The sequence below is a fragment of the Actinoplanes sichuanensis genome (assembly GCF_033097365.1).
In the GTDB taxonomy this organism is placed as follows: domain Bacteria; phylum Actinomycetota; class Actinomycetes; order Mycobacteriales; family Micromonosporaceae; genus Actinoplanes; species Actinoplanes sichuanensis.
The window spans coordinates 7,642,432-7,664,317 of sequence record NZ_AP028461.1; the positions used below are offsets into that span (position 1 = coordinate 7,642,432).

At 70.4% G+C, this 21,886-nt stretch carries 19 protein-coding genes; 2 read left to right on the top strand and 17 right to left on the bottom strand.

Translation table 11 applies throughout. From position 1 onward, the window contains the following. Positions 1-17 precede the first annotated feature (17 nt). Positions 18-440, bottom strand: coding sequence for a hypothetical protein (locus Q0Z83_RS35055; RefSeq protein WP_317787528.1), 423 nt, complete (start codon positions 438-440; stop codon positions 18-20). Between the two features lie 104 nt (positions 441-544). On the opposite strand from Q0Z83_RS35055, the gene Q0Z83_RS35060 reads away from it, so the two are divergent. Next, positions 545-1,150, top strand: a complete 606-nt coding sequence (locus Q0Z83_RS35060; protein ID WP_317787529.1) for a GNAT family N-acetyltransferase — start codon at positions 545-547, stop codon at positions 1,148-1,150. Positions 1,151-1,198: 48 nt separating this feature from the next. Here the strand turns inward: Q0Z83_RS35060 and Q0Z83_RS35065 are convergent, their stop codons facing one another. From Q0Z83_RS35065 to rsgA, 13 genes are all read right to left on the bottom strand, one after another. Further along, positions 1,199-1,540 carry an RNA polymerase-binding protein RbpA gene (locus Q0Z83_RS35065; RefSeq protein ID WP_317787530.1) on the bottom strand — a complete coding sequence of 114 codons (342 nt, stop codon included), beginning with the start codon at positions 1,538-1,540 and terminating at the stop codon, positions 1,199-1,201. Between the two features lie 151 nt (positions 1,541-1,691). Next, positions 1,692-1,946, bottom strand: coding sequence for a preprotein translocase subunit SecG (secG, locus tag Q0Z83_RS35070; RefSeq protein WP_317787531.1), 255 nt, complete (start codon positions 1,944-1,946; stop codon positions 1,692-1,694). A gap of 180 nt (positions 1,947-2,126) precedes the next feature. Next, a complete protein-coding gene (gene tpiA, locus Q0Z83_RS35075) occupies positions 2,127-2,918 on the bottom strand; it encodes a triose-phosphate isomerase (RefSeq protein WP_317787532.1) in 792 nt (263 codons plus the stop codon). Further along, entirely contained in the window at positions 2,918-4,114 is a 1,197-nt protein-coding gene (locus Q0Z83_RS35080; RefSeq protein ID WP_317787533.1) for a phosphoglycerate kinase, read from the bottom strand. The genes tpiA and Q0Z83_RS35080 overlap by 1 nt, the downstream gene beginning before the upstream one ends. 8 nt (positions 4,115-4,122) lie before the next feature. Next, positions 4,123-5,124: a type I glyceraldehyde-3-phosphate dehydrogenase gene (gap, locus tag Q0Z83_RS35085; protein ID WP_093610437.1), complete on the bottom strand. Its 1,002-nt coding sequence runs from the start codon at positions 5,122-5,124 to the stop codon at positions 4,123-4,125. Positions 5,125-5,443: 319 nt separating this feature from the next. Further along, positions 5,444-6,424, bottom strand: a complete 981-nt coding sequence (whiA, locus tag Q0Z83_RS35090) for a DNA-binding protein WhiA (protein ID WP_093610439.1) — start codon at positions 6,422-6,424, stop codon at positions 5,444-5,446. Between the two features lie 93 nt (positions 6,425-6,517). Further along, the gene (locus tag Q0Z83_RS35095) at positions 6,518-7,537 is read right to left on the bottom strand and encodes a gluconeogenesis factor YvcK family protein (RefSeq protein ID WP_317787534.1); all 1,020 of its coding nucleotides are present in this window, start codon (positions 7,535-7,537) and stop codon (positions 6,518-6,520) included. Beyond that, positions 7,534-8,436: an RNase adapter RapZ gene (gene rapZ, locus Q0Z83_RS35100; RefSeq protein ID WP_317797198.1), complete on the bottom strand. Its 903-nt coding sequence runs from the start codon at positions 8,434-8,436 to the stop codon at positions 7,534-7,536. The genes Q0Z83_RS35095 and rapZ overlap by 4 nt, the downstream gene beginning before the upstream one ends. Positions 8,437-8,512: 76 nt before the next feature. Continuing rightward, positions 8,513-10,492 (bottom strand): excinuclease ABC subunit UvrC, encoded by a 1,980-nt coding sequence (gene uvrC, locus Q0Z83_RS35105; protein WP_317787535.1) that lies wholly within the window; start codon positions 10,490-10,492, stop codon positions 8,513-8,515. Between the two features lie 84 nt (positions 10,493-10,576). Next, the gene (locus tag Q0Z83_RS35110) at positions 10,577-11,101 is read right to left on the bottom strand and encodes a Rieske (2Fe-2S) protein (RefSeq protein ID WP_317787536.1); all 525 of its coding nucleotides are present in this window, start codon (positions 11,099-11,101) and stop codon (positions 10,577-10,579) included. Between the two features lie 227 nt (positions 11,102-11,328). After that, positions 11,329-14,265, bottom strand: coding sequence for an excinuclease ABC subunit UvrA (uvrA, locus tag Q0Z83_RS35115; RefSeq protein ID WP_317787537.1), 2,937 nt, complete (start codon positions 14,263-14,265; stop codon positions 11,329-11,331). 103 nt (positions 14,266-14,368) lie between these two features. Beyond that, positions 14,369-16,174 (bottom strand): glycosyltransferase family 87 protein, encoded by a 1,806-nt coding sequence (locus Q0Z83_RS35120; protein WP_317787538.1) that lies wholly within the window; start codon positions 16,172-16,174, stop codon positions 14,369-14,371. 182 nt (positions 16,175-16,356) lie between these two features. After that, positions 16,357-17,406 carry a ribosome small subunit-dependent GTPase A gene (rsgA, locus tag Q0Z83_RS35125; protein ID WP_317787539.1) on the bottom strand — a complete coding sequence of 350 codons (1,050 nt, stop codon included), beginning with the start codon at positions 17,404-17,406 and terminating at the stop codon, positions 16,357-16,359. A 175-nt stretch (positions 17,407-17,581) separates the two neighbouring features. On the opposite strand from rsgA, the gene Q0Z83_RS35130 reads away from it, so the two are divergent. Beyond that, positions 17,582-18,226: an MBL fold metallo-hydrolase gene (locus Q0Z83_RS35130; protein WP_317787540.1), complete on the top strand. Its 645-nt coding sequence runs from the start codon at positions 17,582-17,584 to the stop codon at positions 18,224-18,226. A gap of 6 nt (positions 18,227-18,232) precedes the next feature. Here Q0Z83_RS35130 and Q0Z83_RS35135 read toward each other — a convergent pair whose 3' ends face one another. Genes Q0Z83_RS35135 through Q0Z83_RS35145 form a run of 3 tightly spaced genes read right to left on the bottom strand, consistent with a single transcriptional unit; the run spans position 18,233 to position 21,825 of the window. Next, positions 18,233-18,643, bottom strand: coding sequence for a type II toxin-antitoxin system VapC family toxin (locus tag Q0Z83_RS35135; protein ID WP_317787541.1), 411 nt, complete (start codon positions 18,641-18,643; stop codon positions 18,233-18,235). Positions 18,644-18,645: 2 nt separating this feature from the next. Next, the gene (locus tag Q0Z83_RS35140) at positions 18,646-18,903 is read right to left on the bottom strand and encodes a type II toxin-antitoxin system Phd/YefM family antitoxin (protein ID WP_317787542.1); all 258 of its coding nucleotides are present in this window, start codon (positions 18,901-18,903) and stop codon (positions 18,646-18,648) included. 36 nt (positions 18,904-18,939) lie between these two features. Next, complete coding sequence (locus Q0Z83_RS35145) at positions 18,940-21,825, bottom strand: ATP-binding protein (protein ID WP_317787543.1); 2,886 nt, start codon at positions 21,823-21,825, stop codon at positions 18,940-18,942. Positions 21,826-21,886 lie beyond the last annotated feature (61 nt).

The following is a 21,886-nucleotide window of genomic DNA, read 5'->3' on the forward strand; positions in this document are numbered from 1 at the left end:
GAACGGTACCTTCCGGGTCAGTTCGAGCGCGACGGCGTGGCGGCCGGCTTCGGCGCCTTGGTCGCGGCCGGTCCGGTGGCCGGGGTGACGGCCGGCTTACCGGGCGCCGGGGTCGCGGCGGGGCCCTTGCCCGGGGTGACGGCGGGCTTACCGGCCGGGGTGGTGGCGGGCTCGGCGGTCGGCTTGTGGCCGGTCTGGGCGGGCTTCGACACCGGCGGAACCGGGGCCGGGGTCTCCGCGATCGGCGAGGTCACCGCGGCCGGCTTCGACGGTGCGGGGGTGGCCGGCTCGGCGGTCGGCTGGTGGCTGGTCGCCGCCGGGGTCGGGGGCACCGGGGCCGGGGTGGCCTCGTCGGCGAACGCGGTGGCCGACAGGCCGGCGATGCCGAGCACGGTCACGGCGCCGACGGTGAGAGCCAGGCCACGGGTCGAGATTCGCATCGGTACTCCTGCTCGTTTGGTTGCTGTCGCAGGAGTAGACGCGCGGCCGGTCAGAAGGTTGGCGGTTCGGGAGTGACGCGCGCCACAGATCTAGGCTTCGAAGCATGCAGCCGACCATTCGCGCCTACCGGCCCACCGACCTCGACGCGATCTATGACATCTGCGTACGCACCGCCGCCGCGGGCCAGGACGCACGCGGCAAGCACACCACCGACCGCATGCTCGGCGATGTCTGGGCGGTGCCGTATGTGACCCGCGAACCCGAGCACGCGCACGTGCTCGACGACGGGACCGGCACGGCCGTCGGCTACATCCTGGGCACCGCCGACACCGAGGCGTTCGTGAAGTGGTTCCGCGAGGAGTGGATCCCGGCGAAGGCCCCGACTTTCGCCGCCGACGACCCGAAGGACCGGGAACTGGCCGCGGTGTTCAACTCGCCGGAGAAGATGATCCGGCCCGAGTTCGCCGACTATCCGGCCCACCTGCACATCGACCTGCTGCCGGAGTGGCAGGGACGGGGGCGGGGGCGCGCGCTGATGGCGGCGTTCCTGGACGGACTGCGCGCCGCCGGTGTGGCGAGGGTGCACCTCGGCATGGCCGTGGAGAACACCGGCGCCTACGCGTTCTATCGCAAGCTGGGCTTCCACGACATCGCGGTGCCGAACCCGGGCGCCCGCTTCGTGGGCCGCGACACGGAGCCGCTGATCTGACCCGGCCGGGCGTGCCGGCTGCCCCTGTCCAGCCGGCACGCCCGTCGATCATTCGCCGCGTCGCTGACGGACCTTGGCGAGCGCCTCGACGAGGATCGCCGCGGCGTCCTCGTCGGAGCGACGCTCCTTCACATACGCCAGATGCGACTTGTACGGCTCGGTCCGCGCCCGGCCAGGCGGGCTGGACGGGTCGAGACCGGCCGGCTGCCCGCACCGCGGACAGTCCCAGGTGTCGGGGTTCGCCGCCTCCGCCGCGAACCAGATGATGCTGTCGTGACCGGCCGCGCAGAAGTAGGTCACCTGCCTGCGCGGTGCGGGTTCGCTGCGCTCGTCGGGTCGCATCGGGCTGGACCCGATCCGGCTGCCGCGAATAGCGCTGCCACTGGACACGGACGTCACTCCTGTCTCGAGGGGCCTCTCAGAGGGTCGCCGTCCGGCTCCGGGGGACTCGTGAGGGGCGCACGAACCGGACAGCAGGAACAAAAAACCGCACGGCCGGAAAAACCGGCCGCGCGGCAGATTGTACGACTACAGCGCGCTGTCAGGAAGCCAGCTGAACCTTCAGCCAGAAGCCCAGCCCGACAATGCACGCGAACCAGATGATGGCCACCAGAACGGTGTAGCGGTCGAGGTTTTTCTCCGCCACCGACGAACCGGCCAGGCTGGAGGTGACGCCGCCGCCGAACATGCTCGACATGCCGCCGCCCTTGCCGCGGTGCAGGAGGATCAGCAGGGTCAGCAGAATGCTGGTGATGATCAGCAACACGATCAACGTGTAAGCGAACGCGATCGGCATCGTCGGGTTCATTCCTCTCGAAGGGCAAGCAGCGGTCCCACAATAGCGGGTGCCCGGCCGCATGATACGACCGGGCACGCGCTAACTACGGTGAACCTTTTTCAACCTGGCATCGAGCCGGAGACGCAAGATTGTCGATCTCTCGCGGTGGCCCGGCCTCGCCACGTTGAAAAAAGTTCATCAGCGTCCGACGTGCTCCGGAAAACGCACGATGGCGGCGAAGCCCTCGGCGTCCAGAGCGGCGCCACCGACCAGGGCACCGTCCACGTCCGGCTTGGCCATGATCTGGGCGATGTTGTTCGCCTTGACCGAGCCGCCGTACTGGATGCGGACCACGTCGGCCACCTCGGCGCCGAACTTCTCGGCGAGGCGGCCACGGATCGCGCCGCAGACCTCCTGAGCGTCCTCAGGCGTCGCGGTCTTGCCGGTGCCGATCGCCCAGACCGGCTCGTAGGCGATCACGATCTGCTTGAGCTGCTCGGTCTTGAGCCCCTCAAGACCGGCGTCGACCTGGGCGAGCACGTGCTCGACCTGGTTGCCGGCCTCGCGGATCTCCAGGCCCTCGCCGACGCAGAAGATCGGCACCAGACCGGCCTCGAAGGCGGCCTTGTTCTTCGCGTTGACGGTTGCGTCGTCCTCGCCGTGGTACTCACGGCGCTCGGAGTGGCCGACCACGACGTAGGTGCAGCCCAGTTTGGCGAGCATGCCGCCGGAGATCTCACCGGTGTACGCGCCGGACGCGAACTTCGAGACGTCCTGCGCCCCGTACCCGATATTGAGCTTGTCGTCCTTGATCGCGCCCTCGACGCTGCGCAGATCGGTGAACGGCGGCAGGACGACCGTCTCGACGGCCTCCAGCTGCGCGGCGTTCAGGCTCGCGGCCAGCTTCCGGACCAGGAGGATCGCCTCGAAATGGTTGAGGTTCATCTTCCAGTTGCCGGCGATGATCGGCTTGCGGGTCACGTCACCCATCACTTCTCCAGAGCGGCGACGCCCGGCAGCGTCTTGCCTTCGAGGTACTCCAGGGACGCGCCCCCACCGGTGGAGATGTGACCGAACGCGGACTCGTCGAGCCCGAGCGTGCGCACGGCGGCCGCGGAGTCACCGCCACCGACGACCGAGAAGCCGTCGATCTTGGTGATCGCCTCGGCCACGCCCCGGGTACCCGCGGCGAACGGCGCCAGCTCGAACACGCCCATCGGACCGTTCCAGAACACGGTCTTGGCACCGGCGATCGCCGACGCGAAGAGCTCCGTGGACTTGGGGCCGATGTCGAGACCCAGCCGGTCGGCCGGGATCCCGGACGCGTCGACCACGTCGTGCTGCGCGTCCGCGGAGAACTCCGAGGCCGCGACGACGTCGACGGGCAGCACGATCCGGCCCTGCGCCTGCTCCAGCAGATCGGCGCATACCGAGACCATCTCGTCCTCGAGCAGCGACTTACCGACCTCGTGGCCCTGAGCCTTGAGGAAGGTGAAGCACATGCCACCACCGACGAGCAGCTTGTCCACCTTGGGCAGCAGCGCCTGGATGACGGCGAGCTTGTCGGAGACCTTCGAGCCGCCGAGCACGACGACGTAGGGCTGCTCCGGACTCTCCGACACCTTCTTGAGGACCTCGACCTCCTTGAGGACGAGACCACCGGCGAAGTGCGGCAGGCGGGCCGGCACGTCGAACACCGAAGCGTGCTTGCGGTGCACGGCGCCGAACGCGTCGTCGACGTAGAAGTCGGCGAACGCGGCCAACTGGTCCGCGAAGGCGCCCCGCTCGGCGTCGTCCTTCGAGGTCTCGCCCGCGTTGAAGCGCAGGTTCTCCAGCAGGAGCACCTCGCCGTCGGCGAGCGCCTCGACCTTGGCCTGAGCGTCGGCGCCGACGGTGTCGGCGGCGAAGACCACCGCGGAGCCGAGCAGCTCACCCAGACGGGTGGCGACCGGCGCGAGGGTGAACTTGGGGTCCGGCGCGCCCTTCGGGCGGCCCAGGTGGGACGCCACGATCACCTTGGCGCCCGCGTCACGCAGGGCGATCAGCGTCGGCAGGACCGCGCGGGCGCGGCCGTCGTCACTGATGACACCCGGGTTGCTCTTGTCGAAGGGCACGTTCAGGTCGGCGCGCACGAACACGCGCCGACCCGAGACACCCTCGCCGAGCAGGTCGTCGAGAGTCCTCATCGTGAAGATCAGGCTCCGACGAGCTTGACCAGGTCGACGAGGCGGTTCGAGTAGCCCCACTCGTTGTCGTACCAGCCGACGACCTTGACCTGGTTGCCGCCGATGACCTTGGTCAGGCCGGCGTCGAAGATGCAGGAGGCCGGGTCGGTGACGATGTCGGCCGACACGATCGCGTCCTCGGTGTAGACCAGGATGCCCTTGAGCGGGCCCTCGGCGGCGGCCTTGATCGCGGCGTTGACCTCCTCGACCGTGGTGTCACGGGCGGCGGTGAAGGTCAGGTCGGTGGCCGAGCCGGTGGGGATCGGCACCCGGAGCGCGAAGCCGTCCAGCTTGCCCTTGAGCTCCGGCAGCACCAGGCTGACGGCCTTGGCGGCACCGGTCGAGGTGGGCACGATGTTCAGCGCGGCGGCGCGGGCACGACGCAGGTCGCTGTGCGGGCCGTCCTGGAGGTTCTGGTCCTGGGTGTACGCGTGGATCGTGGTCATCAGACCCTTTTCGATCCCGATCGTGTCGTTCAGGACCTTCGCCATCGGGGCGAGGCAGTTGGTGGTGCAGGACGCGTTCGAGATGACGGTGTGCTTGGCGGCGTCGTACAGGCCGTCGTTCACACCCATCACGATCGTGATGTCCTCGTTCTTGGCCGGAGCCGAGATGATGACCTTCTTGGCGCCCTTGTCGACGTGGGCCTTGGCCTTGGTGGCGTCGGTGAAGAAGCCGGTCGACTCGATGACGACGTCCGCACCCAGGTCGCCCCAGGGCAGGTTGTTCGGGTCGCGCTCGGCGAACGCCTTGAACGACTTGCCACCGACGCTGATCTCGTCGGCGGACGCCTTCACCTCGTGGCCCAGACGGCCCAGGATGCTGTCGTACTTCAGCAGGTGAGCCAGCGTGGCGTTGTCGGTCAGGTCGTTCACACCGACGATCTCGATGTCAGCGCCGGAGGCGAGAACCGCCCGGAAGAAGTTACGACCGATACGGCCGAAGCCGTTGATGCCAACCCGGATGGTCACAGGTGGTCTCCTCGTTTCGGTCCGCCGGATTCTGCGACCGGCGGAGGGGTCTGCATGCCGACCGTAGGGACGGCCGACACAAGGCGTCCGGCCGCCGCACCCAGAATCGCGATGACGGGCGGCTCGACCGGACTGCCGGCACCGTCGCCGTCACCCGTGACACTATCCGAGCCCGAACACCCGCGGAGCGGCGGGGCGCGACCTGAACGTTACCTAAACGGATCACAGCGACGTTACCGACGACGTCATCAGCCTGGCCCAGGTGGCCGCACCCGATAAGGTCCGAAGGTCCCCCGATCGAGGTGATCGGGATCACCCCTCAGCAGGCCATCATCTCCGGCGTCACGGCCGCCTCGGTGTCCGGGATCCCGAGGTCACGGGCCCGCTTGTCGGCCAGGGCCAGCAGCCGCCGGATCCGGCCGGCGATCGCGTCCTTGGTCAGCGGCGGGTCGGCCAGGGCGCCCAACTCCTCCAGCGACGCCTGCCGGTGCTCCAGGCGCAGGCGGCCGGCCGAAGTCAGATGGTTCGGCGCGTCCTCGGAGAGGATCTCCAGCGCGCGGGTGACCCGGGCCGCGGCCGCGACCGCCGCACGGGCCGAGCGCCGCAGGTTGGCGTCGTCGAAGTTGGCCAGCCGGTTCGCGGTGGCGCGCACCTCACGGCGTACCCTCCGCTCCTCCCAGGCCAGCACGCTGGAATGCGCGCCGACCCGGGTGAGCAGCGCGGCGATCGCGTCGCCGTCCTTGATCACCACCCGGTCGACGCCGCGCACCTCGCGGTCCTTGGCGGTGATGCCGATGCGCCGCGCAGCGCCGCGCAGCGCCAGCGCCGCCTCCGGACCCGGGCAGGTGATCTCCAGAGCGCTCGAACGGCCCGGCTCGGTCAGCGAGCCGTGCGCCATGAACGCGCCCCGCCACGCCGCCACCGAGCAGCACACGTTGCCGCTCACCACGTGCTGCGGCAGGCCCCGGACCGGACGGCCGCGTACGTCGAGCAGCCCGGTCTGACGGGCCAGGACCTCGCCGTCCTTGACGATCCGGACGATGTAGTGACTGCCCTTGCGCAGCCCGCCCGAAGCCAGGACGTGCACCTCGCTGGGGTAGCCGTAGACGTCGGCGATCTCCCGCCGCAGCCGCCGGGCCACCGCTCCGGTGTCCAGCTCCGCCTCGACGACCACCCGACCGGAGACGATGTGCAGCCCACCGGCGAAACGCAGCAACGCCGCCATCTCCGCCCGGCGGCAACAGGGCTTGGGCACGTCGACCCGGCTCAGCTCGTCCTTGACCGCTGCCGTCATCGCCATCGTGTTGTCACCTCATGCGCCGGATCTTGAACAACTGAGCCTTATTCACGACGGTGGAGACCGTCGTCGGTGTGTGCCGCTCTACGTCAGTAATCAACGAGTGGCGCCCAATACTGGCACCAGGGCGGCGCCCAATGACTCAGGATCATGCCGTGGGCTTCCGTCCGCAACGGCCACGGGCACCAGAACCAGTTCCGCGCCCAGATCGCGAGCCGCCGCCCGGACCGGTTCCGGCTCGCCGACCCACTTCGCGTCGGCCAGCACCGTGTCGACCCGGAGCTGTGGAAGGTACCAGTGCAGGGCCGCCAGATGATCGGCGGTGGACAGCCCGGCCGTCTCCCGGTCGGGGCTCAGATTGAGGGTGACCAGCCGGCGGGCCGGGCTCGCCACGATCGCCGCGGCCAACTCCGGGACCAGCAGGTGCGGCAGCACACTCGTGTACCAACTACCCGGCCCGAAGATCAGCCAGTCGGCGGACCGGACCGCCTCGATCGCCTCCGGGCAGGCCGGCGGGTCGGCCGGGACCAGCCGCAGCGAGGCCACCCGCCCGTCGGCGACCGCCACCGAGTGCTGGCCGGAGAGCGTCACCCGGCTGCCGTCGGCGGCCACCACGTCGGCCTCTATCCCGACCGCGTGCCGGGCCATCGGCAGCACCCGGCCCCGCGCGCCGACCATCTCGGCCGCGTGGTCCAGGGCGGCCACCGGGTCGCCGAGCATCTCGATCAGGCCGAGCAGCAGCAGATTGCCGACCGCGTGCCCGGCCAGAGTGTCCTGGCTGCGGTCGGCGCGCCGCTCGATCCGCGGCCCGCGGCCCACGGCGGCGTGCTCCGGGATCGCCATCGACATCGCGGCGAACCGGTGCTGCATGAGGCTCGCGGTGAGCCGGTGGGTGGGATGGTCGTCGGCCAGCGCGGCCAGCGCCTGCCGCAGGTCGCCCGGGGGTAGCAGCGCGTCCCGCTCGACCCGCAGCCGACCGCTGGACCCGCCGTCGTCACCGACCGTGACGATCGCGGTGATCTCCAGGTCGAGGTCGCGCGCGCTGTGCCGCAGGGCCCGCAGGGACGCGCCCAGCCCGTGTCCGCCGCCGAAGGCGACCACCCGGATCGCCGTCACTCGCGCCCCAGGTCGCGGTGCGAGGTGTGAGCGGACAGGCGCATGTCGGACAGCCGGGAGGTGAGCTCCTCGGCGATCGCGACACTGCGGTGCTTGCCCCCGGTGCAGCCGATCGCCACCGTCAGGTAGCGCTTGCCCTCCCGCTCGAAACCGGGGGCGGTGGCGGCGATCAGGCCGGCGTAGGTGGCGACGAAGTCGGTCGCGCCCTCCTGACCCAGGACGTAGCTGCTCACCCCCTCCTCCAGGCCGGTGTGCTCACGCAGCTCCGGCACCCAGAACGGGTTGGGCAGGAAGCGGGCGTCCAACACGTAGTCGGCGTCCGGCGGCAGGCCGTACTTGAAACCGAAGGAGAGCACGGTGATCCGCAGCCGACGCGAGTCCTCCCCGCCGAACAGCTCCTCGACCCGGCGGCGCAGCTGATTCACATTCAGGTGACTGGTGTCGATGATCACGTCGGACTGCTCGCGGGCCTCGGCCAGCAGCTTGCGCTCGGCGGCGATGCCGTCGGCCAGCCGGCCGTCACCCTGGAGCGGGTGCGAGCGCCGCACCGACTCGAAACGCCTGATCAGCACCTCGTCGTCGGCGTCCACGAACACCACGCGCGGCGAGAACCCGCGCTCCTTCAGAGCGCGCACCGCACCGGCCAGGTCGGTGGAGAAGGCCCGGCTGCGCACGTCGAGCACCATGGCGGTACGCCGTGCGGCACCCCCGGCGGCGAAGGCCAGTTCCGCCATCTCCAGCATCAGGGCCTGCGGCAGGTTGTCGACCACGTAGAAGCCGACATTCTCCAGCGCACGCGCCACCGTGCTGCGGCCACCGCCGGACAGACCGGTCACCACCACCAGGTCGGTCCCCGCCTCGTCGGGCTCCACCACCTCGTCGGGCCCGAGATCCGGCATCGCTTCGGTCACCACGCCTCCTGCGTCATCACGCCCGCGCTGATTCGGCGGACACAACATGGTAGGCCGACACGGCTCACCGCCCCGCGGTCTTCCCCGTCTCGGGTGAACGCAGCGCGGCCAGCACCGATTCCGCCGTCTTCAGACCGATGCCGGGAACCTCGGCGATCTCCTCCGGAGTGGCGTCGGCGAGCCGCTTCAGCGACCCGAAGTGACGCAGCAGAGCCTTGCGGCGCACCTCGCCCAGACCGGCCACCTCGTCCAGCGCGGACTCGGTCATCCGCTTGGAACGGCGCTGCCGGTGGAACGTGATGGCGAACCGGTGTGCCTCGTCGCGCACCCGCTGCAGCAGGTAGAGCGCCTCCGAGGTACGCGGAAGGATGACCGGGAAGTCGTCGGCGGGCAGCCACACCTCCTCCAGCCGCTTGGCCAGCCCACACAACGCCACGTCGGTGACACCCATCTCGGCCAGGACCGCGGCGACCGCGTTGACCTGCGGCTGGCCACCGTCGACGACGATCAGCTGCGGAGGGTACGCGAATCGGCGCGCCTTGCCGGTCAGCGGATCGATGCCCGGCAGCTCCCCCTCGGCGGCCGGAGTCTCGGGCCGAGCCGACGCCTCGGGCTGGACCGACGCCTCGGGCTGGACCGACGCCTTGTAGCGGGCGAACCGCCGGCGCATCACCTCGCTCATCGCGGACAGATCGTCCATGCCGCTGCCGTCCGGGTTGCCGCGGACGATGAAGCGACGGTACTCACTCTTACGCTCCAGCCCGTCCTCGAAGACCACCATCGAGGCGACCACGTCGGTGCCCTGGATCTGCGAGACGTCGAAACACTCGATGCGCAGCGGCACACCCTCCATGCCGAGCGACTCGGCGATCTCCTCGAGGGCCTTGCTGCGGGTGGTCAGGTCACCGGCCCGACGCAGCTTGTGCCGCTGGAGCACCTCGGCGGCGTTGCGCGCGACCGTCTCCATCAGCGATTTCTTGTCGCCGCGCTGGGGCACCCGCAGGGCGACCCGGCTGCCCCGGTGCTGGCTGAGCCAGTCGGCCAGCGCGTCGGCGTCCTCCGGCAGGTCGGGGACCAGGAGCTCCTTGGGGACGTCGCCCTCGCCCTTCTCATCGCCATACATCTGGCTGCAGAAGTGGTGGACCAGGTCGCCGGTGGTCAGCTCCTCCACCTTCTCCACCACCCAGCCGCGCTGGCCGCGGACCCGGCCGCCGCGCACGTGGAACACCTGGACGGCCGCCTCGAGCGGGTCCTCGGCGAAGGCCACGATGTCGGCGTCGGTGCCGTCGCCGAGCACGACCGTCTGTTTCTCCAGGGCGCGGCGCAGGGCCACCAGGTCGTCACGGAGCCGGGCGGCGAGCTCGAACTCCAACTCCTCGGAGGCCTGCAGCATCTCCCGCTCGACCCGCTTGAGGAACTGGTCGGTGCGGCCGGCCATGAAGTCGCAGAAGTCGTCGACGATCTCGCGGTGCTCGGCCTGGCTGACCCGGCCGACACACGGGGCCGAGCACTTGCCGATGTCACCGAGCAGGCAGGGCCGGCCGATCTGGTGGGCCCGTTTGAAGACGCCGGCCGAGCAGGTCCGCGCTGGGAACACCCGCAGCAGCAGGTCGAGGGTCTCGCGGATGGCCCAGGCATGCGAGTAGGGACCGAAGTAGCGGACGCCCTTGCGCTTGGCGCCGCGCATCACCTGGAGCCGCGGGAACTCCTCGTCGAGAGTGACGGCGAGAAACGGATACGACTTGTCGTCGCGATATTTCACGTTGAAGCGGGGGTCGAACTCCTTGATCCAGGAGAACTCCAGCTGCAGCGCCTCGACCTCGGTGCCGACTGTGACCCAGTCCACACTGCCGGCGGTGGTGACCATCTGCTGGGTGCGCGCGTGCAGCGACCAGACGTCGGCGAAGTAGGAATTCAGCCGGTTACGCAGGCTTTTCGCCTTGCCGACATAGATCACCCGGCCGGCCGGGTCACGGAAGCGGTAGACGCCCGGGGCATCGGGGATGGTACCGGGAGCCGGACGATAGGTGGACGGGTCTGGCACAACCCCAACACTAGTGCGTGGGACTGACAGAATTGCCCGGCCGCAGGCCCGGTGCCGCCGCCACGGCCCGGGCCTGCGGTCCGATCAGGCGGTGACGATGTTGTCGCCGTCCAGCGTCACAGCGGTCTCGGCGAGCGCGGCCTTGGCCGGGCCCTTGGTCACCGCGCCGGTCGCGATGTCGAAGTCACTGGCGTGGCACAGGCACTTGATCTGGCCGCCCTCGATCTTGCTGACCGGGCAGCCCTGGTGCGTGCAGATCTTGCTGAACGCCTTGAAGGTGCCCTCCTCGGGCTGGGTGACGACCAGATCGTCGAGGATCACGCCGCCGCCCACCTCCACCTTGGACGCGGCGACCAGGACCGTGCCGCCGGCCGCGGCGTCGCCGCCGCCGGTGCTCCCGCCCTCGGTGCCCTTGCTGCCGGCCGGGACCGGGTTCTTGTTGAAGTCGGTGCCGTTGGGGTTGGTGCCGCTGGAGTCCGTGCCGCAGGCGGCCAGCGCCGCGGCCACGCCGATACCGCCGGCGCCCATCAGGACGACGCGTCGTGTCGAGGTGGAGCCCGTGCGGTCCTGCTGGATCTCGGCGTCGGTCCTCGGCTGCACGTCAGTCATCTTTGTCGCCCTCCACTACCTGTCTTCTGCCGCCAATGTCACGCGGAGTCGCCCCGGAATACGGATCAGGGCCCACGATCAGTTCAAACGTGTCGAGCGAGGTTTCTCCCGCTTCCTCCGCCTTCGGCCGACCCATTTGCCGGGGTACGCCGAACAGCGGGACACCCGGCTGACCTTAAGAGACCAACCGGGTGCCGTTGCTGAGAGTCGTCTAAGAATCTTCTAAATCAGACCGCGGTCTTGGCCCGCGACCTGGTGACCCGGGTCCCGTTGGCCTTCGCGGCCCGGGCGACCGCGTCCTTCGACCCACCGCCCTCGCCGGACAGGCCCAGCATGTGCCGCAGGAACTGGCCGGTGTGACTCTCCGGCACCTCGGCCAACTCCTCGGGCCGGCCGGCCGCCAGCACCAGGCCGCCCTTGCTGCCGCCCTCCGGGCCCATGTCGATCAGCCAGTCGGCCGACTTGATCACGTCGAGGTTGTGCTCGATGGTGATCACCGTGTTGCCCTTGTCGACCAGGCCGTTCAGCACCAGCAGGAGCTTGCGGATGTCTTCGAAGTGCAGGCCGGTGGTCGGCTCGTCGAGCACGTAGACGGTCCGCCCGGTGGAGCGTTTCTGCAGCTCGGAAGCGAGCTTGACGCGCTGCGCCTCACCACCGGACAGGGTCGTCGCGGGCTGGCCCAGCCGCACGTAGCCGAGGCCGACCTCGACCAGGGTGCGCAGGTGCCGGTGGATCGACGGCAGGGCCGAGAAGAACTCGGCGGCCTCCTCGATCGGCATGTTCAGGATCTCCGAGATGGTCTTGCCCTTGTAGTGCACCTCCAGGGTCTCCCGGTTGTACCGGGCCCCCTTGCACACCTCGCACGGGACGTAGACGTCCGGCAGGAAGTTCATCTCGATCTTGATGGTGCCGTCGCCCGAGCAGTTCTCGCAGCGACCGCCCTTGACGTTGAACGAGAATCGGCCCGGACCATACCCCCGGACCTTGGCCTCGGTCGTCTCGGCGAACAGCTTGCGGATGTGATCGAAGACACCCGTGTAGGTGGCCGGGTTCGACCGTGGGGTCCGCCCGATCGGCGACTGGTCCACCCCGACGACCTTGTCCACGTGTTCCAGCCCGGTCACCCGGGTGTGCCGGCCGGGCACCTGCCGGGCGCCGTTGATCTGGTTGGCCATCACGGTGTGCAGGATGTCGTTGACCAGCGTCGACTTACCCGAGCCGCTGACCCCGGTGACCGCGATGAACTGGCCCAGCGGGAACGGCACGGTCAGGTTGCGCAGGTTGTGCTCACGCGCCCCGTGCACCACGACCTCACGGCCGGCGGTCTGCGGGCGGCGGGTGGCCGGCACCGGGATCGACTTCCGGCCGGACAGGTACGCCCCGGTCGGCGACTGCTCGTTGGCCAGCAACCCCTCGACGGTGCCGCTGTGCACGATGTGGCCACCGTGCTCACCGGCGCCGGGGCCGATGTCGACGATCCAGTCGGCGGTACGGATGGTGTCCTCGTCGTGTTCCACCACGATCAACGTGTTGCCCAGGTTGCGCAGCCGCACCAGGGTCTCGATCAGCCGATGGTTGTCCCGCTGGTGCAGGCCGATCGACGGCTCGTCCAGCACATACAGCACGCCGACCAGGCCGGAGCCGATCTGGGTGGCGAGCCGGATGCGCTGCGCCTCACCGCCGGAGAGGGTGCCGGCGCCCCGGTCCAGCGACAGGTAGTCCAGGCCGACGTCGACCAGGAACCGCAGCCGGGCGTTGATCTCCTTGAGCACCCGCTCGGCGATCATCTTCTGCCGGTCGTCGAGCTCGATGCCGGACAGCAACTCGGCGCACTCACCGACGGACAGGTTGCAGACCTCGGCGATGCTCCGGCCGGCCACCGTCACGGCCAGCACCTCGGGCTTGAGCCGGGCGCCGCCGCAGACCGAGCAGGGCACGTCGCGCATGTACCCCTCGTACTTCTCGCGCGACCAGTCGCTCTCGGTGTCGTTGTGCCGCCGCTCGATCCACTGCACCACGCCCTCGAAACCGGTGTAGTAGGAGCGCTCCCGCCCGTACTTGTTCCGGTACCGCACGTGGACCTGGTCCTCGGCGCCATACATGATCAGTTTCTGGGCCCGGGTCGGCAGCGCCCGCCAGGGCTGGTCCAGGGTGAAGCCCTCGGCACCGGCAAGGGCCTCGAGCAGACGCAGGAAATACTCCTGGGTGGTGCCGCCGGCCCACGGCTGGATCGCGCCCTCCCGCAGGCTCTTCTCCTCGTCGGGGATGAGCAGCTCCGGGTCGACCTCCTTCTTCGTGCCGAGGCCGGAGCACTCGGGACACGCACCGTACGGCGCGTTGAAGGAGAAGACCCGGGGCTCCAGGTCCTCGATCGCCAGGGGATGGTCGTTGGGGCAGGCCAGGTGCTCGGAGAAGCGGCGCTCCCGCTCCGGGTCGCCCTCCGGCAGGTCGACGAAGTCGAGCAGGACGATGCCGCCGGCCAGTCCGAGCGCGGCCTCGACCGAGTCGGTGAGGCGCTGCTTGCTGGACGCCTTCACGCTGAGCCGGTCGATCACCACCTCGATGGTGTGCTTCTCCTGCTTCTTCAGCTTCGGCGGCTCGGTCAGCGGGTGCACCACGCCGTTGACCCGGGCCCGCGCGTAGCCCTTGGCCTGCAGCTCGGCGAAGAGGTCGACATACTCCCCCTTGCGGCCGCGGATCACCGGGGCGAGCACCATGAACCGGGTGCCCTCCTCCATGGCGAGCACCCGGTCGACGATCTGCTGCGGGGTCTGCTTGCTGATCCGCTCCTTGCAGACCGGGCAGTGCGGGATGCCGGTCCGGGCGAAGAGGAGACGCAGGTAGTCGTACACCTCGGTGATCGTGCCGACGGTGGAGCGCGGGTTGCGGTTCGTCGATTTCTGGTCGATCGACACCGCCGGGGACAGGCCCTCGATGAAGTCGACGTCGGGCTTGTCCATCTGGCCGAGGAACTGCCGCGCATACGAGGAGAGCGACTCCACGTAGCGCCGCTGCCCCTCGGCGAAGATCGTGTCGAAGGCGAGGCTGGACTTGCCCGAACCGGAGAGCCCGGTGAAGACGATCATGGCGTCGCGGGGCAGGTCGAGGTTGACGTCACGCAGGTTGTGCTCGCGAGCGCCACGGATTGTCAGTCGGTCGGCCACGGCCAGCCTTTCCGCTTTCAGGATCACACCCGTACAGGTGTATGAGTCGAGCAGACACTCTAGCTACGGGGTATGACAATTTCCCGCACCGGCCCGCTCACTCCTACGAGTTAACTCTCCAGATCTCGGCGCCGCCCACCAGCTCCGGCTGGCCGTACAGCTCGACCAGCAGTGTTCGCAGCGCCGGGGTGTGCTTCTCGTCCGGCACCAGCAGCAGAACCGCGGCCCGCCAGTACTTCATGTCCGCTTCGACCTGCTCCCGGCGCCACGGTGTGATCTCCGGAACCTCGCCGGTACGGCCGACGTTCTTGAACATCCAGGAGGTGTAGCGCGACGGCGCCGACCACGAACCGGTGTTGTCGTGCGGCGGCTCGGCCGGGCCCATGAAGTACCCACGCGGCGTGGCGTAGTCCAGGTTGTTGAGGGTGGCCCAGCGCTGCCCGGTCCGGCCGGTGGTGACCTCCGGCATCGGGACGGTGATCAGGGTGCGGCCCTCCGGCACATACTGCTTGTAGAGGCCGGCGGTGATGAACTCCGGCATCGGCGTGCCCTCGAACACCGGCAGCGGCCGCGGGATCAACGGCACCAGGGCCAGCACCATGCCGACCTTGAACAGTCGGCGGCGACGCTCCGGGTACTCCTTGATCCGGTCCACGGCGAAGGCCAGCAGCACACCGGCGACCATCGACGGCACCATCGCGAACCGGCTGACGCTCACCAGGTCGATCACCGGGAGGTGCTTGATCAGAGCGAACGGCAGCGGTACGTCGGTCCGGAACCCGGCCACCTGCAGCTTGGGGCCGAACGACATGACCAGCAGCACCATCCCGGCGATCGCGGTGGCCCGCATCGCCGAGTTACGCCACAGGATCACGATCGACACGATGATCATCACGAGGCCGAACGGGCCCCAGAAGGTGTTGTCCTCGGTCGCGCTCACGCTCAACCGGCGGGTGATCGCGCCGATGCCGAACAGCGAGTTCCGCGCGAAGGCGCCGGGCGACACCAGGTCCATGACGTACTTGGACGGGTCGAACGGCTGCCCGTGGTAGGTGCCCTTGCCGAAGAACTGGCGCCACAGCGGGTACGCGACCAGCACACCCGAGGTGAGCGCGGCCACCCCGAGCCCGCCGACGAACCGCTTCCACACCCGCTTCGCCTCGGCCCGCTCCATGAACGCGTAGCTGACCGCGAAGATGCCGAGCGTCAGCGCCACGAAGAGCAGCGCCTCCTCGTTGATGAAGATCTGCACCACGATCAGCAGGCCGAGGATGACCCCGCTGCGCCAGGCCCGACCGGGCTCACGCAGCCGCAGCACCTGCCACACGATGAACGGCAGCAGGTAGTTGTTGACGAAGTTCACATGGCCGTTCGCGTGCGACACCATGGCCGGCCCGAGACCGGCGAACGCGGCACCGATCGCGGCGGCGCCCCGGCTGCGACCCAGCGGGCGGGACAACACCCAATACCAGGCCGCGGCGGTGCCGGCCAGGCCGAGCGTCATCAGCAGCACGACCGTCACGCCGCCGCCGAAGAAGTGCGTGATCGGCGCCAGCGGCAGCGCCAACGCGAGGATGGACGTGTTCGCCATCATGTTCACGCCGTACGGGACGTTGAACCGGTCCTCGAAGAACAGCGACCCGCCGTCGAAGACCACCCGCTCGGCGTGCGCCAGCATGAACAGGAAGATGCCGTGGTCGGAGTCGTTGCCCTGGAGCACTCGACCGTTCGGATCCATCCACAGCTTGATCATCACGAGCACGCCGAGCGCGAGGAACCCCAGCAAGAGGCCGGTCTCGGCCCACAGCCAACGCTTCCTGGGTGTCTGCGGAGTCGTCTCCTCGACGTCCTCCGCGACCTCGGTCGCCTGCTTATCGGTCATCTCATCCGCCGCACGCACCGGCCGCATTCTGCCAGAACGACGCACGCCACTCACATCGCCGCCGAGATGACGGGGGGACGGGAAGCCGGGTGGGGCCGCCGGTGGGGCCGGTGACCACGCAACCGCCCGGCGGCCGCCTGGCCGCCGGGAGCGGGCAGCCACCCGCGTCCCGGCCGACCACGGCGCGCGTAGCCGTACCAGATCAGGATTTATAGAAGACGGGAACTCGGCGGCGCGGGGATCCGGCGAGAGCGGGCCAGCCTCGCGGATCGCCTGCCGCTCTCCACCTCGACCTCGCGGCGGAGTTTGCGCCAACTGGCCAGGCGGCGCGGCGGCAGCGAACCGTCGGCCAGGGCGGCCTGGACCGCGCAACCCGGTTCGGTCTCGTGCCGGCAGTCGTCGAAACGGCAGTGCCCGGCCAGGTCGAGCACGTCGGCGAAGGCCCGTTCCAGGCCACCTTCGGTGTCCAGCAGACCGACCCCCCGGATGCCCGGCGTGTCGATCACCGCGCCACCGTCCGGCAGGACCACCAGATTTCGGTACGCCGTGGTGTGCCGGCCCTTACCGTCGGCGTCCCGGATCGCCTGTACCGGCATGACCGTGGCCCCGGCCAGCGCGTTGGCCAGGGTCGACTTGCCGGCGCCGGAGCGGCCCAGCAGGGCCAGCGTGCGGCCGGGACCGATGTGTTCGCGCAGCTCGGCGAGGCCGGTGCCGTGCTGGACGCTGACCGGCAGCACCGGCACCCCGGGGGCGAGCTCGGCCACCTGCCGGGCGATCGCGGACGGGTCCCGACTGGTGTCGGTCTTGGTGAGGACGAGCAGCGGGTCGGCGCCGGACTCCCAGGCCAGGGCGAGCAGGCGCTCGACCCGGGCGTCGTCCGGCTCCGGATGAATCGGCTCGACGACGGCGACCGTGTTCATGTTGGCCGCCAGGACCTGGCCCGACGCGTCCTTGTCGGCGGTGCGACGGATCAGTGTGGTCCGCCGGGGCAGGACCAGTTCGAGGGTGGTACGTCTGTCCGGCCAGTGCCGCAACACCACCCAGTCACCGGAACAGGGGGTCAGAGCGGGATCACGGGCGATGTCGATCAGGACCGAACCACCCAGGGTGGCCCGGGTCACGCCGTCGGTGGTGAGCACGGTGCAGACGCCCCGGTCGGTGCGCAGCACCCGCCCCGGCGTCGCGTCGGCCCGGTCGAATCGGCGGTATCGGGATGCGAAGTGTTCGTCCCAGCCGAGCTGGGACAGGTGGTACGACATGGGAACCCTTTACGGTCTCGAGAGGGCGGAGCCCCCGGGTGAAGGGACGCGGCAAGCAGTGAACGGCACGGTCCTCACCTCCTCCGCGGGTTGATCGTCGCGTCTGGCACCGACGGTACGACCGTGGTCACCGCGGGCGAAAGCGATTTCCGCCGGGCCCGGATAGGGTCGGCGGGTGAGCACTGACTACACAGGTGACGTCGTCCGTGGCGGCGAGCCGGCGGTTCGTGACCTGGGCGGCGGCCTGACCTTGACGAAGGTGTCGGTCGGCCCGATGGACAACAACGCCTACCTGCTCAGCGCCGGTGGCGAGCAGCTTCTCGTCGACGCCGCCAACGACGCCGGCACCCTGCTCGACCTGATCGGCCCGGCCGGGCTGCGCACGGTGGTGACCACCCACCGGCACGGCGACCACTGGCAGGCGCTGGCCGAGGTGGTGAAGGTCACCGGGGCGTCGTCGCTGGCGCACACCGACGACGCCGGCGAGATCCCGGTGGTGACCGGCACCCTCCGCGACGGGGACACGGTCGAGGTCGGCGGACACGTGCTCGACGTGATCCACATCGTGGGGCACACACCCGGATCGATCGTGCTGTCCTACCGGGGCGAGCACCTGTTCACCGGCGACAGCCTGTTCCCCGGCGGGGTCGGCAACACGCGTGGCGTCAAGGAGAACTTCGAGTCCCTGATCAACGACGTCGAGGCGAAGCTGTTCGGTCGCTTCGGCGACGGCACCTGGTTCTACCCGGGCCACGGCAAGGACTCGACACTCGGCGCCGAACGCCCGGCCCTCCCGGAGTGGCGAGCCCGCGGCTGGTGATCCCGGTCAGTCGAACGGGTTGATCAGCGGGACACCCGTGTGGGCGACATCGGCGATGTTGCGGGTGACCAGCGTCAGTCCGTGGACGCGTGCCGTGGCGGCCATCAGCCCGTCGATGATCGGCGGGGCCGGGGTCATGGCACTCATCCGGCCCCACTCCTCGGCGATCGGCGCCGTCACCGGCAACAGCCGGTCACGGTGGGCGACGGTCAGGCCGGTCAGCCAATTCTCCAGAATGTCCGCCTGGCCGGGATCTCGCGGGCGGAGCCGGTCGATGCCGCGCCGTACCTCACCGACCACCAGGGTGCTGAGGTAGACGACGGCACGGGGATGGCCGGCGTGCCACTCCGCGACCCGTGAGTGCGGGGTCTTCTTGCGGAGCTCGGAGACGACGTTCGTGTCGAGCAGGAAGGCCAAGGTCAGCCGGCCAGGTCGATGTCGCGGGGCTGCTCCCGCCGCCGGTCGATCTCGGCGTCGAGGTCGAAGTCGTCGAGGGGATCGGCGCGCAGGTACGCCATCAGGCCGACCTGCTCGCCGCGAAGCCGCCGGTACTCCGCGATGTCGATGAGGACCGCGACCTCTTCACCGTGCTTGGTGACGATCTGCGCCTCGCCCGCCTCGGCCGCGCGCAGCACCTCGCTGAATCGCTGCTTGGCTTCCTGAACCTGCCAGTGCATGACGCCTCTCCAGCCTCTGTCTAGACAGACTGGATACTACCCGCGGAGGGAGCGGGCCAGGTCTCGTAAAGCGGCCCGGTCCGGGCGTTCGGTCTTCGCCATCAGGCGGGCCACGTGTTTCTCGACCGTTCGTGGGGACAGGTGCAACCGGCTGGCGATCTCCTGATTGCCCAGGCGGGCCGCGATCAGGTCGAGGACCTCGTATTCGCGGACGGTCACACCCCGGGCCCGCAACGCCGCCGGGATGTTGTCCACCCCGTCGCGCCGCTGGCCGACCGCGACACCGGCCTGACGCAGCAGCGACCGGCAGGCCCGGGCCACCACCGCGTGCTCCGCCTCGTGGAAGTGCTCCTCGGCGCGGCGCAGCCAGTTCACCGGATCGCCCCAGCCGTCGGTGAGCGCCGCCTCCGACGCGAGCCGCAGCGTGAGATGCCCGGCCAGCGGGTACGGCTCGGCGGCCCGGATGGCGTTCTCGGCGGCGGCCGCGGCCCCGCCGGGGTCACCGGTCCGGCCGAGCAGCACGGCCCGGGCCATCTCGGCGAACTGCCGGTTCCAGCGCAGCCGCCGCACCCCGTCCGAGTCGTCGTCCAGGGCGGCCGGGTCGCCGAGGTCACCGGCGACCGCCTTGAGCAGCAGGTCCAGCCCGGCCCGCCCGTTGATCGGGGACAGTGCCGGGTTGCCGCCGTCGGCCCGCAGCGCGTCGGCCATCTCGGCGGTGGCCCGTGGGCGGTCCTCCTCCAGCAGTGAGCAGAACACCCGGGCCAGGCCGAACACCTTGGCGTCGACGGGTGCGTCGGCCCGGTAGCGGCGCAACTCGGCCAGCCGGTTCTCCATCTCCCGGCGCTGGCCCTGGTGGGCGGCGACGATGGCGCTGGTCTGCCGCAGGTGCCCGGCGGTCTCGACCATCTCCAGCCGGGTGGTGGCCGACAGGGTCTGCGCGACGATCTCCTCGGCCTCGGCGTATCCGCCCTGAAGTGCCACCTGAAGCGCGATGCTCGCCTCGGCCTGGTGGGCGGCGGTCACCGCGCCGATCGACCAGGCGTCCCGGCGGACCTGACGCAGCCGGCGCAGGCTGCCGTCGCGGGCCGCGTCGTCGTTGCCGAGCCGGACCAGCGCGTGCACCTCCCACAGCCGCAGCCCGTGCCGTACCGCCAGCTCCCGGGAGTGTTCCAGGCAGGCGGTCGCCTCGTCGGTGTTGCGTTGGCGGACCAGCATGCCGAGCAGCTGCCACGCCTGGCAGGCCACCACCGGCAGGTCGTGGCGCTCGGCGATCGCGGCCGCCCGCCGGGCCAGGTCCTCGGCCTTGCCGACCTGTTCCGGGCCGGGCAGTTCGATGATCAGGTGCGCGGCCACCACGTCGATGGCCGCGGTCTCGGCCGGGGTGGCGTCGGCGCCGAGCTGCCGGCGCGCCTCGGCGACCTGGGCCAGCCCGTCGGTGGTGCGGGCGGCGAAGACCGCGGCCCAGGCCAGTCGGGTGTGCAGGACCGCGAGCCGCTGCCGGCTCAGGCCGCCGCCGAGCCCGTCGAGTTCCGGCATCATCTGCAGGGCCCGGTCGATCCGCCCGGCCTCGACCAGCGCCTGGACCAGCCGTTCGCCGGCGTCGGCGCGCAGGGCCGGGTCGTCGGTCCGGGCGGTGGCCTGTTCGAGCAGGTCGACGGCGGAGGCGGCGGCGCCGTCGGCGAGCGCCCGGGACGCGGCCTCGATCAGGTGGCGGCCGGCGGCGTCGTGGTCACCGGCCTGCCGGCGTAACCGGGCGGCCAACTGGCAGAGCGGGCCGGGCAGTTCGGGGTGCAGTTTCTCGACCGTGTCGGCGGCCTGCCGGGCCAGGTCGGCGGTCTGGCCCGCCGGGTGGGACTCGAGCAGGGCCTCGGCGGTGACCGGGTGGCGGAACCCGTACCACCCGGGGGTGTCGGTCATGGGTTTGATCAGCTCGGCGGCCAGGCCGTGGTGCAGCAGGAAGGTCAGGTCGGGTTCGCTGAGGCCGGTCATGGCCGGCAGTGCGGCGAGCGGGAACCGCTCGCCGAAGACGGCCGCCGCGGGCAGCAGCCGCCGCAACTCGGGACGACTGCCCTCCAGGCGGCGGGCCAGGCGCCGGGACAGCGATCCGGGAACCGCCGCCTGCGGGCGGCCGTTGAGCTGCCAGCCGTCCGGCCCGGTGACCAGGTGACCGGCGTCGACCAGACCGTCCAGCAGTTCACCGGCGAGGGCCGGGTTGCCGGCGCTGGGCTGCCAGACCAGCTCGAACAGGTCGTCACCGACCCGGGCGGCCGGGCAGTCGAGCCGGGTGCCGACGAATTCGCGCAGCTCGTCGCGGTCGAGGCGGGGCAGCCGGAGCAGGTCGGCCACCCCCCGCTGGGCGGCCGACCGGACCACGTCCAGCGCCGTGCACTCCTGGTCGAGCAGCGCGGCGACCATGGTGACCGGCTGATCGGCCAGGTTGTCGGCCAGGTAGTCGACGATGGTCAGAGTCTCGGCGTCGGCGTCGTGCAGGTCGTCGAGCAGCAGCAGGCAGCCGCGTTCCCGGCCGGCCAGGGCGAGCAGCCGCAGCACCCCTTCGGCGAGGACGATCAGCGACTGCTCCTCGGGGCCGACGGCCGGATCGCGCCACTCCGGGATGAGCCGGCCCAGAACCAGGCGGTACGGCCCGAGCGCGTCCGCGGTGTGTGCGCCGGCCGTGCGGGTGAACTGCAGCAGCGCCTCGGCGAGCGGCCGGAACGGGGTGGTCGGGGTGATCCCGCCGGCCCGACCGCGCAGCACGACCATGTCGGTCCGGGCGAGGCGCCCCACCTCGGCGAGCAGCCGGGATCGACCGGAGCCGCTCTCCCCGCGCAGGAAGAGGCTGCCGCCCTCGCCCGCACGCGTGCGGGACAGGGCGTCGCCGAGCTGCGAGAGAAGGCTGGCGCGTCCGCAGAAGGTCGGCATCAGGCGGTAGCTTATTGCTCACCGGACGTAGATGTCCATCACTGCCGCCGTCGGACGGCAG